The sequence below is a fragment of the Marinitoga hydrogenitolerans DSM 16785 genome (assembly GCF_900129175.1).
In the GTDB taxonomy this organism is placed as follows: Bacteria; Thermotogota; Thermotogae; order Petrotogales; family Petrotogaceae; genus Marinitoga; species Marinitoga hydrogenitolerans.
Genome location: NZ_FQUI01000019.1, coordinates 1 through 17,270 on the forward strand (window position 1 = coordinate 1; position 17,270 = coordinate 17,270).

Annotated in this window: 19 protein-coding genes; 14 read left to right on the forward strand and 5 right to left on the reverse strand. The window is 28.4% G+C overall.

Going from position 1 to position 17,270, the window contains the following annotated elements; genetic code table 11:
- Positions 1 to 275: 275 nt before the first annotated feature.
- The 5 genes from BUA62_RS06360 to BUA62_RS06380 form a co-directional block, all read right to left on the reverse strand.
- Positions 276 to 1,460 (reverse strand): glycine C-acetyltransferase, encoded by a 1,185-nt coding sequence (locus tag BUA62_RS06360; protein ID WP_072864654.1) that lies wholly within the window; start codon positions 1,458 to 1,460, stop codon positions 276 to 278.
- 10 nt (positions 1,461 to 1,470) lie between these two features.
- Positions 1,471 to 2,508 carry an L-threonine 3-dehydrogenase gene (gene tdh / locus BUA62_RS06365; protein WP_072864656.1) on the reverse strand — a complete coding sequence of 346 codons (1,038 nt, stop codon included), beginning with the start codon at positions 2,506 to 2,508 and terminating at the stop codon, positions 1,471 to 1,473.
- Positions 2,509 to 2,648: 140 nt separating this feature from the next.
- Positions 2,649 to 3,143 carry a hypothetical protein gene (locus BUA62_RS06370; RefSeq protein ID WP_143148339.1) on the reverse strand — a complete coding sequence of 165 codons (495 nt, stop codon included), beginning with the start codon at positions 3,141 to 3,143 and terminating at the stop codon, positions 2,649 to 2,651.
- Positions 3,133 to 3,981 carry a cyclic nucleotide-binding domain-containing protein gene (locus tag BUA62_RS06375; RefSeq protein ID WP_072864660.1) on the reverse strand — a complete coding sequence of 283 codons (849 nt, stop codon included), beginning with the start codon at positions 3,979 to 3,981 and terminating at the stop codon, positions 3,133 to 3,135. Before BUA62_RS06375 ends, BUA62_RS06370 begins: the two co-directional genes overlap by 11 nt.
- 33 nt (positions 3,982 to 4,014) lie before the next feature.
- Positions 4,015 to 6,030, reverse strand: a complete 2,016-nt coding sequence (locus BUA62_RS06380) for a transglycosylase domain-containing protein (RefSeq protein ID WP_072864662.1) — start codon at positions 6,028 to 6,030, stop codon at positions 4,015 to 4,017.
- Positions 6,031 to 6,122: 92 nt separating this feature from the next.
- On the opposite strand from BUA62_RS06380, the gene BUA62_RS06385 reads away from it, so the two are divergent.
- The 14 genes from BUA62_RS06385 to rpsB all read left to right on the forward strand — a co-directional run bounded on the left by BUA62_RS06385 (position 6,123) and on the right by rpsB (position 17,206).
- Positions 6,123 to 6,677, forward strand: coding sequence for a TIGR03936 family radical SAM-associated protein (locus BUA62_RS06385; RefSeq protein ID WP_072864664.1), 555 nt, complete (start codon positions 6,123 to 6,125; stop codon positions 6,675 to 6,677).
- A gap of 1 nt (position 6,678) precedes the next feature.
- Positions 6,679 to 7,038: a response regulator transcription factor gene (locus BUA62_RS06390; protein ID WP_072864665.1), complete on the forward strand. Its 360-nt coding sequence runs from the start codon at positions 6,679 to 6,681 to the stop codon at positions 7,036 to 7,038.
- 1 nt (position 7,039) lies between these two features.
- Complete coding sequence (locus tag BUA62_RS06395) at positions 7,040 to 8,440, forward strand: SpoIIE family protein phosphatase (protein WP_072864667.1); 1,401 nt, start codon at positions 7,040 to 7,042, stop codon at positions 8,438 to 8,440.
- Positions 8,441 to 8,461: 21 nt separating this feature from the next.
- Positions 8,462 to 9,214 carry a YebC/PmpR family DNA-binding transcriptional regulator gene (locus BUA62_RS06400; protein WP_072864669.1) on the forward strand — a complete coding sequence of 251 codons (753 nt, stop codon included), beginning with the start codon at positions 8,462 to 8,464 and terminating at the stop codon, positions 9,212 to 9,214.
- Between the two features lie 40 nt (positions 9,215 to 9,254).
- Positions 9,255 to 10,037 (forward strand): hypothetical protein, encoded by a 783-nt coding sequence (locus tag BUA62_RS06405; protein ID WP_072864671.1) that lies wholly within the window; start codon positions 9,255 to 9,257, stop codon positions 10,035 to 10,037.
- An 11-nt stretch (positions 10,038 to 10,048) separates the two neighbouring features.
- On the forward strand, positions 10,049 to 10,867 hold the full coding sequence (locus BUA62_RS06410) for a CheR family methyltransferase (protein WP_072864673.1): 819 nt from the start codon (positions 10,049 to 10,051) through the stop codon (positions 10,865 to 10,867).
- 1 nt (position 10,868) lies between these two features.
- Positions 10,869 to 11,321: a signal peptidase II gene (lspA, locus tag BUA62_RS06415; RefSeq protein ID WP_072864675.1), complete on the forward strand. Its 453-nt coding sequence runs from the start codon at positions 10,869 to 10,871 to the stop codon at positions 11,319 to 11,321.
- Positions 11,303 to 12,226 (forward strand): RluA family pseudouridine synthase, encoded by a 924-nt coding sequence (locus BUA62_RS06420; RefSeq protein ID WP_072864677.1) that lies wholly within the window; start codon positions 11,303 to 11,305, stop codon positions 12,224 to 12,226. Before lspA ends, BUA62_RS06420 begins: the two co-directional genes overlap by 19 nt.
- Before the next feature lie 93 nt (positions 12,227 to 12,319).
- Positions 12,320 to 12,874, forward strand: coding sequence for a YceD family protein (locus BUA62_RS06425; protein ID WP_072864679.1), 555 nt, complete (start codon positions 12,320 to 12,322; stop codon positions 12,872 to 12,874).
- A 22-nt stretch (positions 12,875 to 12,896) separates the two neighbouring features.
- Entirely contained in the window at positions 12,897 to 13,082 is a 186-nt protein-coding gene (gene rpmF, locus BUA62_RS06430; RefSeq protein WP_072864681.1) for a 50S ribosomal protein L32, read from the forward strand.
- A 2-nt stretch (positions 13,083 to 13,084) separates the two neighbouring features.
- Positions 13,085 to 14,077, forward strand: a complete 993-nt coding sequence (plsX, locus tag BUA62_RS06435) for a phosphate acyltransferase PlsX (protein WP_072864683.1) — start codon at positions 13,085 to 13,087, stop codon at positions 14,075 to 14,077.
- Between the two features lie 12 nt (positions 14,078 to 14,089).
- Positions 14,090 to 15,916 carry a glutamine--fructose-6-phosphate transaminase (isomerizing) gene (gene glmS, locus BUA62_RS06440; protein WP_072864685.1) on the forward strand — a complete coding sequence of 609 codons (1,827 nt, stop codon included), beginning with the start codon at positions 14,090 to 14,092 and terminating at the stop codon, positions 15,914 to 15,916.
- A gap of 15 nt (positions 15,917 to 15,931) precedes the next feature.
- The gene (gene rsfS, locus BUA62_RS06445; RefSeq protein WP_084670733.1) at positions 15,932 to 16,291 is read left to right on the forward strand and encodes a ribosome silencing factor; all 360 of its coding nucleotides are present in this window, start codon (positions 15,932 to 15,934) and stop codon (positions 16,289 to 16,291) included.
- Between the two features lie 117 nt (positions 16,292 to 16,408).
- Positions 16,409 to 17,206, forward strand: a complete 798-nt coding sequence (gene rpsB, locus BUA62_RS06450; RefSeq protein ID WP_072864688.1) for a 30S ribosomal protein S2 — start codon at positions 16,409 to 16,411, stop codon at positions 17,204 to 17,206.
- Positions 17,207 to 17,270 lie beyond the last annotated feature (64 nt).

A 17,270-nucleotide genomic window follows, 5' to 3' on the forward strand; every position in this document is an offset into this window, starting at 1 on the left:
ACACTTTCCATTACTCTTAAATACTTTTTTCCTTTCACCTTTGATATTTTAACGAACATCATGCCATCTCCTTTTAGTGGTTTTCATATATATTATACCACTAAAAGTTAGTAAAATCAATAGTTATATGCAAAAATATCATAAAAAGTTAGCCACACACTTTTTCGACTGACCTAGATTTACACACCTCAAATACGCATTTTACCGTCCAATTTTTTCATTTTTCCTTAAATTGCTGTCAAACTCGGGAAAAGGCTGGGAATTATCCCAGCCTTTTATTTGATAATATTTAATTCTTTACCAATTTTTTCGAATTTTTCAACAGCAAAATCAAGATCTTCTTTTGTATGTGCGGCACTTATCATCACTCTTATTCTTGCCAAACCTTTTGGAACTGTTGGGAATCCAATTGATTGGGCGAAAATACCTTCTTCAAATAATTTTAAACTAAATTCTTTAGCAACTTTAGCATCATATAACATTACAGGAGTTATTGGAGTTTCACTATGCCATGTGTCAAAGCCTAAAGCGTTAAGTTTTTCTTTGAAATATTTAGCATTATCCCATAGTTTTTCAACGACATTTCCACTTTCAACAAGTATTCTTACTGCCTCTAATGCAGCACCAGCTTCGGCAGGAGATAAGGAACTACTAAATAAAAATGGTCGGGCTTTTTGTTTTAAATAATCAATTAATTCTTTTTTTCCTGCAACAAAACCACCAACAACACCAAAAGCTTTTGATAATGTACCAACTTCAATATCCACGTGTCCATGTAAATGGAAATGATCGACAATTCCTCTGCCACTGTCTCCTAATACTCCTTCGCCGTGTGCATCATCCACCATTATTATAGCATTATATTTTTCTGCAACTTCAATTATTTCTGGCAATGGAGCTAAATCCCCATCCATGCTAAATACGCCGTCTGTTATAATTAATAATCTTCTTGCGCCATTGTCTTTGGCTTCTTTGATTTTTTCTTCTAAATCTTTAACATCTTTATGTTTCCATACATATTTTTTTGCTTTTGATAATCTTACACCATCAATGATACTTGCATGGTTTAATTCATCTGACAATATAGCATCTTCAGCAGTTGTTATAGCTGGAATAACAGCTTGATTAGCATTAAAACCTGATTGAACAACTAATGTAGCTTCTGTTTTTTTGAATTCTGCAAGTTCCTTTTCTAATTGTTGATGAATATTCATAGTTCCAGCAATAGTTCTTACTGCACCAGGTCCAACCCCATATTTTTCTATAGCCTTAATAGCAGCTTTTTTTAATCTTTCATAATTAGCAAAACCTAAATAGTTATTAGAACAAAGATTTAATACTTTTTTTCCATCAACTTCAAACCATGCACCTTGAGCTCCATCTAATGTTCTAATAGTAACAAAAAGACCATTTTCTTTTAGTTGATTCATTTCAGCACTTAATTGTTCATAAAAATTCATAAAATCACCCCTATTCTGAAATTTTTAATACAATTTTTCCGCTTTTCTTTGAATTCATAAGTTCAAACCCCTTTTCAAAATCTTCCATTGGAAGAACATGGGTAATTAATTTTGATAAATCAATGCGATTTGTACGAAGCCATTCAGAAGCAATTTGCCATGTTTCAAACATTTTTCTGCCGGTAATACAATGGATTTTAATTCCTTTAAATACTGCAGTATTCATTATAAAAGGTACAGGATTTGTTGGGAATACACCCAATATAGCGGCTTCTCCAGCATTTGTTAATGATTCTATACCTGAGTTTAATGCGTCAGGATTCCCTGACATTTCAAGTAATACATCAGCACCATCATTATTTGTTAATTTCATAACTTCCTCAACCAAATTTTTTTCTAAAGGATTTATAATATAATCAGCTCCCATTTCTTTTGCCATTTTTATTCTGTATTCAGAGACCTCACTAACGATTATTGTAGCAGCACCAGAAATTTTCGCAACTTGTACAGCAATGGCACCAATAGGTCCGGCTCCGGTAATTAATACTGTTTTTCCTCTTAAATCAACAGCAGTTGCTGTATGAATAGCATTCCCTAAAGGTTCCATAACTGAAGCATATTCTCTTGGGATAGAAGGGTCTAATTTCCATAGTACAATTTCTGGAACAACAACATATTCTGCAAATACACCGTCTCTATCTACACCTAAAATTTGCATATTTTTACATACGTGCATATTTCCTGTTTTACATTGTTTACAAACACCACAGGGAATATGTGTTTCTGAAGCAACAATATCTCCAGGTTTTAAGCCTTTAACCATAGGTCCAATTTCAACAACTTCTCCTACAAATTCATGGCCATCAATTTGAGGAGTTTTTATTCTTCCCTGAGACCATTCATCCCATTTCCATATATGTAAGTCAGTGCCGCAAATCGAAGCGTTCAAAACTTTTACTTTAACTTCATTAGGCTCTTTGATTTCAGGAATTTCAACAGTATCTAACACAAAACCTTTTCTTGGATATTTTTTTACAATAGCTTTCATAGTCCCCAACAGAATTCACCGTCCTTATATTATATTCATTATTAGTTTAACTCAAAAATGAAAAAAATTTCAATGTCATTTTTTTCAGGTTATTGCTTATTAAAGGTTTTAAAAGCTAATAATCTTAAAATATGAGCATTTTACTTAGGATTATAATAGAAAAATTCATTATCATCTTTAATAAGTTCATTTTCCAATAAAGAATTGATTTTTTCTTCGCTAATATATTTCAATATAAAATCTTTTGGTAGTCCTTTAATGTCACTGCTTCTATTGTATATTTTTCTTAAATTAAGCAATAAAACTTCTTCTTCTCTTTTTTTCATAAATGAAGCTATTTCTAAAAAAGTAATTTTTAAATTTAGAAAGAATTTATCATAATAATCATTATCTTTTAATAGTTCAACAAAAAGCTGATAAGATTCTTTTTTGAAACGGGTTTTGCCAACTTTATAATAGTCTATTAAATTTATTCCAAAAACTAAAGAATCAAGGCCAAAATAATCACCTTCGCAAAAAACTTGGCCTAATTTTTCCGTTTCTTCATATTTTAATGTTGATATAACAATTCCGTTTTGAATATAAGCAATTTCTTTTATATCTCTTGAAAGATTAGTGATTAATTCACATTTCATTTTTTTCACCAACATTTTTTTTATTAAAGATATTTGTAAAAATATCATAATTTTCAACTCTAATAAGCATTTCGCCCCATGCGGGGATTCCCCAAAACCTTAAAATTTCCAGATATTCCTCAAGGACTTCTTTTATTCGTTCAGAATCATTGCAAAAAATACATGATAAATATAAAAAATATTTTACTAAAGCTCTGTCTTCTATTTCTATAGATTTTTCAAAACCATAGATTAAATCTTCACAAAGTTGACTATTATTTATATTTTTTCGTATATAATTTGTTGTGAAAACAATTATGCCTGCCAAATCTAAATTTTCTTTATCAAATAATAATTTAAAGTTTTCTGTAGCAATTTCAGGATCTTCCGGAAGTTCGGATTCGAAAATTTCACCAACATTTAAAATCTGATCTAACTCGGCTAATAAAATATCAGTTTCGTCAAGTTGCATATCTTCAATTAAGTCTTTTCTATTAGATAATCTGGCTTTTGAAATAAGCATTTCATACACATTAGGCGTAATTTCAAATAAACTTTTAAATGAAAGATTTATATAAAGCTTTGATATATGTTCCATAAATAAAGAAAATTCTTTTTCTTCTAATATTTGTTGAATACTGTTTTTGTCTAATTTTAATACTTCTACTTTAGTATTTGCAATATAACTTTCTAATAATGGTTTTCCAGTTAAAAAACTCATAGTTCCTATAAATTCTCCTGAAACAAGTTCTCTATTTCTTAAAGATGTTGTAACTTTTCCAGAAATAATATAATAACAAAAATTGTATGACTCATTTTCTTTTAATAACAATTCACCGGGGTTAAAAAATTCTTTCATAATAGCACCTTCTCATGTGTAATGTTTTAAAAATTATTTATTTATTTCTATTGCTAAATCCGGGAAATAATATTCTAAAAACAATTTATCTCTAACAAAATCGTTATATATAAAAGTATCTCCAAGATCTAAAGAATTTATATATTTTTGTATATTAAGTTTGTCAAATTCAAAAAGTTTAAAATTATTACTTTTGATGTTATTATAATATTTTATAAATAAGTCAGGAAATAAAGTTTCATAATTTTGAATATTTTCTATATAATTTTTTTTGCTAAAATATAAGTTTTTATTATTAAAACGATTTGAAATAAAAGTTTCAAATGGATCGACAACATTCTTTGTTGAATAAAAACTAAAATTTGGAACCTTAGTTATTGGATTATAAGAATAATAGCTGTTTAAGATTTTTCTAGCTATAGGGATAGCGTGTGTCGTGGATAATAAAAATCTTCCATCCTTTCTTATTGAAAGTACAATTTTAGCATCATAGCCCGAAAACCAAACGGAGGATTCAGCAGTACCGGTTTTTCCATGAAATTCATTTTTTTTAGCAAATAAATTTTTTGCTGTTCCTTCTATAACAACCTGCTTTAATAAATCATTCATTGTACTGTATGATTTATTGTTTATATTTTGAATTTTTTTATAAATTTTAGGAGATTTCTTGTATATCAAATTCCCATTTTTATCATATATTTCTTCGATTATATAAAACTCTGGAATTAAACCATAGTTTGGAAAAATTGAAAAAGCTTTTGCAATATTGAATACGTTGCTCTCTATAGTTCCCAAAGAAATTGTTATATCATGAGGATAAAAACCATTGATACCAATTTCTTTTAAAAAACTTTCAACTGTAGAAATAGATTTTTGAGGTGAATTTTCTAATTTTAAAAATAAATTAATTGATGGTATATTTATTGAGTGAATAAGAGCATCTTTTAATGTTGTTTTACCTTTATATGTTTTTTCAAAATTTTGAGGTGCCCAATTTCCAATTTTTAATGGTTCATCTCTTAGAACTGTATTTATATTAAATCCTTTATTAAGAGCTAATAGATAATAAAAAGGCTTTATAGTAGACCCAATTTGACGATTAGAATAAAAAACATCATATTGGTTACCAAAAAAACTAATGATTTTTCCAGTTTTATTATCCAAAATTATAGCGCTTTGAGATGCTTGCCAGGTATTTTTTACAGTTTCAAATAAATCTTTATCTATTGTTGATTTTACTATATACCCTCCGCCATTTAAGTTAAGTTTTGATTCTTCGTTTTTTATGGCTAGTAATAATTGAAAATTATTTTCATCAAAATATGGTTTTTTAAAAATTATTTCATTAAGCTGTTGTGTATATACTTTATATTCGTTTTTTGAGATTAATTGATTATTTAATAATGAATTTAGAATAATTAACGCTTGATTTTTAGCTCTTAAAGGGTATTTGTAAGGATTATAATATTCTGGAGCATTTATAATACCAACTAAAATAGAAATTTCAGATAAATTTAAGTCTCTTAACTCTTTACCGAAATATCTTTTTGCAGCAGCACCAAAACCATTTATATCATTTCCGAGGTAGGCTATATTTATATATGATTCTAAAATTTCATTTTTTGTATAAGATCTTTCCACCCAGAAAGATATGAAAATTTCTAAAATTTTTCTTGAAATAAGTTTTTTTTGAGTTAAATAAATATTTTTCACAACTTGTTGAGTAATAGTACTACCTCCATAAGACGTACCGCTTTTTATATTTGTAATTATAGCCCTAATAAAACCTTTTAAATTAAAGCCGGGATGACCAAAAAAATCTCTATCTTCAGACCATAATAAAATAAATAATAAATTGATAGGAGTTTCAGATATTTTTGTGTATTTGAATTTTGGTGGCATTATTTCATTTCCATTGGAAAAAAGATATGTATTATAATTACTATTAATTGAAAAAATGGATTTATTAATAAAGATATTATATGTATAGTTAAAAAGTATCAATCCGGTAATTAATACCAAAAGAATTCCATATAGAAAATATTTCAAAGCTTATTCCTCCATTTAAAATGATTTTAATAAAAATAGTATATAATAATTTTTGCTTAATTTTATTATATCATATTATTGGAGTGAGTAATTTGAAATATCTTTTAAGATTTAAAAAATATGGGAAATCCGTCTATATTTCACATAATGATACATTAGAAGAAATTGAAAGAATGTTTAGAAGAGCTAAAATAAATTTGGAATATACAAAAGGCTTTCACGCTAAACCAAAATTAAGTATTTCGCAAGCAGTACCGCTTGGTTATGTTAATAGAGTATTGTTTGTTTTGCTTAACACGAAAGACGCATATAATTTTTCAAATTTTAACAATTATGTATCAGAAGGATTCAAATTAATAGAGTATAAATCTGTGGAAGAAAATTATAAATTGAAAATAAAATATTATTTATTCCGAACATATATATCGAAAAATTTATTTGAAATTTTTTATGAAAAAGTGGAGAAAAATGCCGATTTAAAAAATAAATTTTTAGATTTAGAATATACTATAAATAAAAATGAAATTTATGTGTTAAAATATAAACATGAATATAACAAAATATATAATATATGGAAGGTTTTTAATGAGATAAAAGAAAACTTCATATTTAATCCTATTCTTTATGATGTTGTTTGGGGGGATTGAGTTGAGTAAAAAAATATTAATAGTAGATGATTCAGATGTTTTAAGGAAGATATTATCTTTTAATTTTAAAAAAGAGGGGTATGAAGTATATGAGGCTAGAGACGGTGAAGAAGGGTTACAGAAAATAAAAGAAATAAAACCAGATGCTGTTTGTCTGGATATTATGATGCCAAAAATGGATGGTTTTACAGTTTTGAAAAAATTAAAAGAAGAAAATATAAAAATTCCAATTTTAGTTTTAACTGCTAAAGGTGGCGAGGAAGACGAAAAATTAGCGTTGTCTCTCGGTGCATTTAAAGTTGCTACTAAACCGTTCAGCCCTAAAAGTATTGTTGAGATAATAAAACAGGTGGTGGAATGATATGGATAAAGCCACCGCATATGGGTTAGAAGTTTATCATGAATTAAATGATAAAATTAATTATTATTCAGATGAACCCAGTGAATTAGAAGAGATTAAAAATCGAGTTAAAGTATTAATTGAAAAATTGTTCGATGAAAGTGAAAATTATAGGATTCAATTAGAAGAATTTTCAATTCAATTAGAAGCGCAAGTAGAGGAGTTATCTAAGCTTTATGAGGAATTAACTGCTGTTTTAGATATTGGGAAAATTTTGCATGAAACGCTTGATCCAAGAAAATCTATGGAAAAAATAATAGATAGAATAAATGATATTATTTTATATGAGGATATTATTGTTGGAGAATTTTCGGATTATCCTCCGGGAAAAGATTTCAGTATTTTGCATGCTGATTTTAATATTCTTGATTTTCAAAAAACCGTGGACATTATTGATTATTTAAGTTTATCTAAAAAAATAAAGCCTCTTATCTTTGAAAAACATCCCTTAACTAACGAAGAAATTCCAATAATGTTTATACCAATAGAATCAAGAATGAAAGCCTGGGGTTTTTTTCTTTTTTATGGTTCTAAAAGCGGGTTATTTACAGCGGGAAATAGGAAAATAATGGAATCTATAGCAGAGCAAATAGCATTTAGTTATGATACTCTTGATTTTTTAAGTAAAAAAATTGAACAAGAAAAGTTAGATGAGCAGCTAAGAATTGCTTCTGAAATACAAAAATCATTATTACCTGAAAAAATACCAGAATTTGAAGATATAGAAATAGAAGCATTTTATAGACCAGCTTACGATATAGGTGGCGATTACTATGACGTGGTTGATCTTGGAGAAAAGATATTTTTAGTTTTAGCAGATGTGTCGGGTAAAAGTGTTCCGGCTGCTTTAATAATGACATCCTTTAGATCAATATTAAGGCATGAATTAGAAAAAACTTCTGATTTGACTACTGTAGTTTCTAATTTAAATGATTATATATCTAAAGAAATTCCACAAGACAGATTTGTTACTTCTATTTTTATGATGTTAGATCATAAAAATAGAAGTATAGAAATGATAAATTGTGGGCATAATCCAACACTTATACTAAAAGATGATGAACTATTGTCTTTTGAAGCGGAATATATGCCTATAGGTATTATGGATGGTTTTATTTTTGAAAGTCAAAAATTAAAATATGATAAAGATATAAATATAGTATTATATACTGATGGTATAACTGAGGCAAGAAATGAAGAAAGTGAAGAATTTGAAATTGAAAGGTTAACGGAAATTTTCACAAAAAACAAAGATAAAAGTTCAAAAGATATAGTTAATATAATTATAAAAGAATTAGATAAATTTGTTGGAAAAGCATCTCAACATGATGATACAACGCTAATGATAATTAAATCAAAATGATTTTAAAGGAGGTATTTTATTATGTCAGGTCATAACAAGTGGGCGAATATAAAGCATAGAAAAGCAGCACAGGATGCAAAAAGATCAAAAATCTTTACAAAGCTTATTAGAGAATTAACAGTTGCAGCCAAAGAAGGTGGACCAGATCCGGAGTCAAATCCAAGGTTAAGAACAGCTATTGAAAAAGCTAAAGAAGCAAATATGCCAAAAGATAAAATAGAGGCATCAATAAAAAAAGGTGCTGGTGGAACAGAAGCTGATTCATACGTTGAAATAATGTATGAGGGGTATGGACCAGCAGGAGTAGCAATAATTATGAGAGCCTTAACAGATAATAAAAATAGGGCGGCTCAGGAAGTGAGACATATTCTTTCTAAACATGGTGGAAGTTTAGCAGAAAGTGGAGCTGTTGCATGGAATTTTGAAAGAAAAGCTATGATTATAGTTCCTAAAAATGAAGTTGCAGATTTGGATGAATTCATGATGGTTGCCCTAGATGCAGGAGCTGAAGATGTAATTGAAGATGAAAATATTCAAGTTATAGCTTCGCCTGATGATATGGTAAAAGTTAGAGATACTTTAAAGGATATGGGATATTCAGTGAAAGCAACCTTAACTTATATTCCTAAAACAACAGTTAAAGTGGTAGGATCAGATGCAGAAAAATTATTAAAATTATTAGATGCTTTAGAAGATAGTGATGATATTCAAGAAGTTTTTGCTAACTTCGAAATTGATGATGAAGAAATGGAAAGATTAGCACAAAACATGTGATTAATAGGGGCAATTTGCCCCTTGTTTTTAAGGTGATTAAATGAAAAAAATTTTTCTTGCTATAATAGTATTTTTATGTTTTAATGTTGAGTTGTTTTCGAATAATATGTTTTTAACTTATTCTAATAATGGAGAGATAAAGATAGATTATAATTTTGATTTTGAAGCGACTAATTTATATGTTGCTAATATTTCCTTTTATGCTCTGATGAAGACTTTAGATAAAGATTACATAAAAGTCTCTGGGATAAATGAAGTTTTAAATTACTTAAAATTTTTCCAACCAGGATTTAGCATAAATTACAGGTATAAGAATGATTCATTTAACGATCCTAATTATTTTTTATGGTCAAATGACTCATTTATAATTTCTTTTGAAAGAGTATTTTTTGATTATCCGGTTTCATATATTGTATCAAATGGGATGATCGGTATTAATTTAAAAAATAGTTCTAATAATTATTTTTATTGGATTAATATGTATGATTTTTCAGAAACTTCTTTAGGCTATTATTTTGGTAATAAATTAAAACTTGGCTTTTTCGTAGATACGTTAAATAAAAGTGATGATTACGGAGTTTTTATAGCGCTTTCAAATGTTGGTATATTAACTCTATCAAAAAATAAATTTTTTGTTGAAATATTAAATAAAAAAATTTATATGTATTTTGATTTTAAAAATGAAATTAATTTAATAAGAAACGAATTTTTTAAGAGAGAAAAAAGTAAATTTGAATTTAATATACCCATAATAAGGGATGATATATATTTTGTACTAAATTCAAATAGAGTATATGGAATAAAGTTTAATATAGAATTTTAGGAGGAATGCTTATGGATGAAAAAAGTTTATATTCATCACCATATGATGATGAAGAATATGTATGGTTATTAGATAATATATCAAGGCATTTTCAGCTTGATTTAAGGGGTTATAAACAGCATAGAGTAAGAAGAAGAATAGATATGTTAATGAGAAAATACTCTTATAAAAGTTATAAAACGTATTTTGAAGATTTGAAAAAAAATGACAAATTATGGGATGAGTTTTTGGATAAATTGACAATTAACGTTACAGAATTCTTTAGAAATCCCGAAAAATGGAATTATTTAAAAAAGAATATTTTACCAAGGATTTTAAAAGAAAGTGGAACAAAGGCAAAGATATGGAGTGCCGGGTGTTCAACAGGAGAAGAACCATATACGCATGCAATATTGCTTGAAGAGCTAAAAGCGCCCAAGAACATAAAAGTATTAGCTACAGATTTGGATAAATTTGTTATTCAAAAAGCAAAGAGGGGTATTTATTCAGAAAGATCTATGGTAAATGTTCCAGAAGAGTTAAAGAAAAAGTATTTTAGAAAAATAGACAATGAAACATATGAAGTATTATCTTTTATAAAAGCCAGAGTTGTATTTAAACAACATAATCTATTAATGGATCCATTTGAAAAAGATGTTGACTTAATTTCTTGTAGAAATGTTGTTATTTATTTTGATATGGATGCAAAAAATAATTTATATAAAAATTTTGCAGCCGCATTAAAAAAAGGTGGAGTATTATTTGTGGGTTCAACAGAAAGAATTTTTAATTATCGAAATCTTGGATTAGAAGTTATTGAACCATTTTTTTATCAAAAAGTGAGTGATTAAATTGGACTGGTTAATACCTATTATTTTAGTGCTTGATCAAATTTCAAAAAAAATGGCACAAGAATATTTAGCAGGAAAGAATATTAACATTATAGGAGATTTCATATCCTTATCTTATGTAACCAATACAGGTATTGCATTTGGAATGTTACAAGGATATTCATTTTTTCATGGTATTTTAGCTACAGTTGTGGTAACGATAATATATATATTTAGAAAAAATTATCTTAAAAATAATAATTCTATATTATTTGACATATCCACTATTTTTATCATAGGTGGAGCATTGGGGAATATTTATGATAGAATTAGATTAAACTATGTAGTTGATATGTTTAGCGTGAAATATTTTTCTGTATTTAATGTAGCGGATTCATTTGTAACTGTTGGAGGTATTCTTTTAGCTATTTATTATTGGAGAAGGAGTAAAGATCCGTGGAAGAAAACTTTTTAGTAACAAGTAGAGAGAATGGTTGGAGATTAGATAAATTTGTAGTTGAAAAAGTTCCTGATTGGATTTCCAGAAATTATGTTCAAAAAGCTATAAAACACGGGCAGATAATAGTAAATGGTAACTTAAAAAAACCCTCTTATAAAGTTAAAAATAATGATATTGTATCGATTGAAGTTCCAGATAATCCACCAAAAATAGAAGTACTACCAGAAAAAATACCTTTAAATATTATCTATGAAGATAAAGATATTATTGTAGTAAATAAACCTCCTTTTATGATAGTACATCCAGTTTTTAACAAAGTTACAGGGACATTAGTAAATGCATTATTATATCATTGTAAAGATTTACAGGGGATTGGTGGCGAAATTAGACCAGGAATAGTTCATAGATTAGATAAGAACACGTCAGGGGCTATTGTTGTAGCAAAAAATGATTTAGCCCATCAATCGTTAAGTAAACAATTCAAGAATAGAAAAACTAAAAAAACATATATTGCATTGATTAAAGGAACTATGAAAAGAAAAAATGGTGAAATAAATGAACCAATAGGGCGACATCCACAAATTAGAATAAAAATGGCTGTTGTGCCTGATGGAAAAGAATCTGTAACATTATATAAAATTATAAAAGAATTTGGAAATAAGGCATCTTTAGCCTGGATAAATTTAAAAACAGGAAGAACACATCAAATTAGAGTGCATTTTAAATATATGGGACATCCATTATTAGGAGATGAAGTTTATGGAAATCCAACTGAAGATTTTAAGTATGGCATTAGGAGACAGATGTTACATGCTTTAAAATTAGGGTTATATCATCCGAGAACAAATGAATGGAAAGAATTTGTGGCGCCATTACCCGAAGATTTTAAAGAGGCTATAATAAATTTGAATAATGAATAAACTAAAAGATTTGGAAAAAAATAACAGAAAATTAACATACTCTTGTTATATATTAAAAAATATTGTCGTAAAATAAAGCGCGAGGTGTTTTTTATGTTAAATGATAAATTGAGAGATACAAAGCTGATTTATGATATAGAAAAAATAGAAGAGAAAGAAACGTTTGCGTTTCAACTATCTTGGAAAAAAATAGATACACCCGAAGGTATATTAGATTTTTTGTCTCCAATTGATGTAAAATTTGAAATAGAAAAAAATGATGAAGGTTTTGTAATAAAAGGAACTGTTGAAACTAGTATAAAATTGATATGTTCTAGGTGTTTAAAAGAGTTTGAACAAAAAATAAATGGAGTAATTGAAGCATTTTATATTAATGATAGCTTACAAGATTTATACACTAAAAGTGAAAAATTAGATTCTTTAGATAATATTATTTTCTTTTCAGAAAATAAAGTAGATATAACTGATAGAATTATAGAATCAATTTTAATGGAGATTCCAGAAAAACCATTATGTAAAGAAGATTGTAAGGGCTTATGTCCAGTATGTGGTGAGGATTTAAATGAAAACCTTAATCACAATCATGAAGAGGATTATGTAGATCCAAGATTTTCAAAATTATTGGAAATATTTAATGATGAAAAATAATAAATTTTTAGGAGGGATATAAATGGCTGTACCTAAGCAAAAAACATCAAGAGCAAGAACACATAGAAGAAGAGCTGCAAATTTATACAAGGCAATTAAGGTTAATGTATCAAAATGTCCAAATTGTGGAGAACCAAAACTCCCCCATAGAGTTTGTTTAAATTGTGGTTACTATAATGGAAAACAAATATTGGAAATAGGAGAATAATAATGTCCGAAAAACCCAAAATAGGCTTAGACTTATTTGGTGGAGATAACGCGCCCAATTCAAATTTAGAGGGCGCGATTTTTGCTTTAAAAAATGGTTATATTGATGAGTTATACTTAATTGGGGGAGAAGAATCTTTAAAAAACGATTTACCTAAAGAAATACGATCTAGAATTAAGTTAATTAAAGCGGAAAATATAGTCGATAATCATACAAAACCAACAGAAGTACTAAAATTAAAAAAAAGTTCAATTTATATTGGAAATGAAATGATGAAAAAAGGTGAATTAGATGCTTTTGTAAGTGCAGGAAATACAGGAGCTTTACTTGCAGCTGGGACGTTTATTACAGGTAGGATTTCTGGAATAGATAGACCGGCATTGGTAATACCATTACCAGGAAAAGGTGGAAAACCAAGAATTTTAGTAGATGGTGGGGCTAATGCAGAATTAAAACCGGCACATTTTATATCTTTAGCAAAAGAAGGTGTAGCTTTTGCTAAATTTTTAGGGATAAAAGAGCCTAAGGTTCATATATTGAATATAGGTACTGAAGAGAGCAAAGGCACAAAGCTTGTTAAAGAAGCAGCAGAATATCTTAAAAGCGATCCGAAGATTAATTATATAGGTTTTGTTGAAGGAAGAGACATTTTTGAAAAAGAAATAGATGTAATTGTCACCGATGGTTTTACCGGTAATAATATGTTAAAGACAATTGAAGGAACAGCTTATTATATACTTTCAGAATTGAAAGAAAAAATTTCAAATGGTGGATTACTGGTCAAATTAGGAGCTCTTTTAATGAAAAAATCATTAAAAGGGCTGAAGTCTAGTTTAGATTATAGACAATATGGTGGGACCTTCTTTTTAGGAATAAATGGGATTTTAGTTAAGGCGCACGGTTCTTCTGATAGCGAAGCAATTGCAAATGCGCTATCTGTTGCTAATAAAGCAGTGAAGGAGAATATTGTGGATAAAATAAAAGAAATGTTGTAGGAGGTAATTTTAATGTGTGGAATTGTGGGATTAGTTGGGAAAAAAGAAGTAAAAATAAACGATATAATAGATGGATTAAAAAAATTAGAATATAGAGGATATGATTCAGCTGGTATAGCTTTTTCACAAAATTCTCATATAGAATTAATAAAAGCAACTGGTAAAATATCAAATTTAAAAGAAGCGTTAAAAGAAGAAATTAATACATATGTAGATATAGGAATTGCTCATACAAGATGGGCAACTCATGGTGGAGTGACAAATTTAAATGCACATCCACATACAGACTGTACAGGTAAAATAGCATTAGTGCATAATGGTATTATAGAAAACTTTCAAGAATTAAGAAAAGAATTAAAAGAAAAAGGTCATACCTTTAAATCCGAAACAGATACAGAGGTAATAGCTCATTTAATTGAAGAATATTATGATGGCAATTTGTTTCAGGCAGTATTAAGAGCGATAAAGCGATTAGATGGGGCTTATGCTATAGGAGTTATGCAAACAGATGAAAAAAAGATAGTATCTGTTAGAAAAGGAAGCCCGTTGGTGGTAGCATATAGTGAAGATTTTGCATTATTAGCTTCTGATATAACCCCTATAATAAAATATACAAAAGATGTGTATTTTATGAATGATAATGAAATAGCAGTATTAAATCCAGGCAATATAGAATTTTTTGATATAAATGGTGAAAAGATAGAAAAAAAATCAACACATATTGATTGGGATGAACAAGCAGCAGAAAAAGGCGGATATGATCATTTTATGTTGAAAGAGATGAACGAACAGCCAGAAGCACTAAAAGCAGCAATAACAGGAAGAATAAAAAATGGGAAGTCTATATTATCTGAAATAAACAATCTCAAAGAATTTATAACTGAGAAATTAAGGAAGATATTTGTAGTAGCCTGTGGAACCAGTTATCATGCGGGATTAACATTTAAATATTTTATGAATAGATATTCAAAAATAGGTGTTGATATTGAGGTAGCATCAGAATTTAGATATATGAATCCACATGTTGATGAAAATACATTAGTGTTAGCTATATCCCAATCTGGCGAAACAATAGATACATTGGAAGGAATAAGAATTGCAAAGGAAAAAGGAGCAAAAGTAATAACGATAAGTAATGTGTTTGGTTCAACTATCCCAAGGGAATCACATGGTGCAATATACATGAATACAGGTCCAGAAATAGGTGTTGCTGCAACTAAAACATATACAGCACAAATAGCTATTTTGTATGCATTAGGTGCAAAAATAATAGAATTAACTCAAGGCTCAAATGATGAGATAAGAGATATATTAAAAGGTATTGAAGAAATGCCAGAAGTTTATAAAAAAGTATTAAAACTGAATGAAAGAATAAAAGAGTTAGCCAGAGAATATGTTAAATTTCAACATATGATGTATATAGGAAGAGGTTTTGGATATCCAACAGCATTAGAAGGGGCGTTAAAATTAAAAGAAATAAGTTATATTCATGCTGCAGGATATCAGGCAGGGGAGTTAAAACATGGCCCAATAGCCTTATTAGATGAACAATTTCCAGTATTTGCGATAATACCAAAAGACTCATTATATGAAAAGATGAAATCAAATTTAATGGAATCTAAAGCAAGAAATGCTAATATAATAGCAATAACGACTGAAAATAATAATGAAATAAGTCAATTAACTGATGAATATATTTGTGTTCCGCAGGTACATGAAGCGTTATATCCTTTGGCTATGGCGCCTGTTATTCAATTATTTGCGTATAATGTAGCGATATTAAGAAAACTTGATCCGGATAAGCCGAGAAATTTGGCGAAAAGTGTTACAGTAGAGTAATGGAGGTGAAAATTAGTGAAGTTAAAATCAGAAGAGGAGATTTTTGAATTAACAAAAGAAATTGTTAAAATATTGGATGAAAAAGATGCTATAAATATAAAAGTATTGAATATGAAAAATTCTCCATTGATAGTTGACTATTTTGTAATAGCTACAGGTAATTCCGAAACACATTTGAATGCATTGAAAGATGCAGTTATTGAAAAATTTAAAGAAAAAAATCATAAACTCTTATATTTTGATAAAGATAGAGGATATGAATGGCTAATTGTAGATGGAGGAAGTATAGTAGTTCATATTTTTACTGAAAATGCAAGAGAATTTTATGATTTAGAAGGATTATGGAGCGAAGCAGAAAAAATTGATATTCAATAATAAATTGATATTCAATAATAATAATCTCTCACATCGTTATGCAGTTTCCTCGGTGCCTAAAATTAGGTCGGAAACGTAGTGCGATGGAGGGAAAACCAAAAACTCGGAGGTGTTTGTATGTCAGTTATTAGTATGAAACAACTTTTAGAAGCAGGTGTTCACTTTGGACATAGAACTAGAAGATGGAATCCAAAGATGAAACCTTATATTTTCACAGAAAGAAAAGGTATTTATATTATCGATTTACAAAAGTCTTTAAAAGCTGTTGAAGAAGCATATGAGTTTGTTAGAGAACAGGCAGCAGAGGGAAAAGTTATTTTATTTGTTGGTACAAAAAAGCAAGCCCAACAAATTATGGCTGAAGAGGCAAAAAGAGCTGGAGCATATTATGTAAACAACAGATGGTTAGGCGGATTATTGACAAATTTCCCAACTATCAAAAAGAGAATTAAAAAATTGGAAGAGTTGGATGAATTTGTAAATTCTGAAGAATTTGAAAAATTACCTAAAAAAGAACAAAGCAAAATAAAAAAAGTTTATGAAAAATTAGATAAAAACCTTGGTGGATTAAGAGGAATGAAAAAAATTCCAGATTTATTATTTTTAGTTGATCCAAGAAAAGAACAAATAGCTGTAGCTGAAGCAAATATGTTGGGATTACCTGTAATCGCTTTAGTAGATACAAATTGTGATCCCGATCCAATAGACATAGTAATTCCTGGTAATGACGATGCTATTAGAGCTATAAAATTAATTACTTCAAAAATAGCTGATGCATATATCGAAGGTAGAGAAGGAAGAATGGGTGAAGAAGAAGTAGTAGAAGAAGAAGTAGTAGATGCTGTAGAAGAAGTAACAAAAGCAAAGGTTGAAGCTGAGGAAAAGTATGGTGAGGTTGTAGAAGAAGAAGAATAAAAAATAATAAAAAATTAATCCCGGGAATTACCCGGGATTTTATTAATATATATATTATGAATAT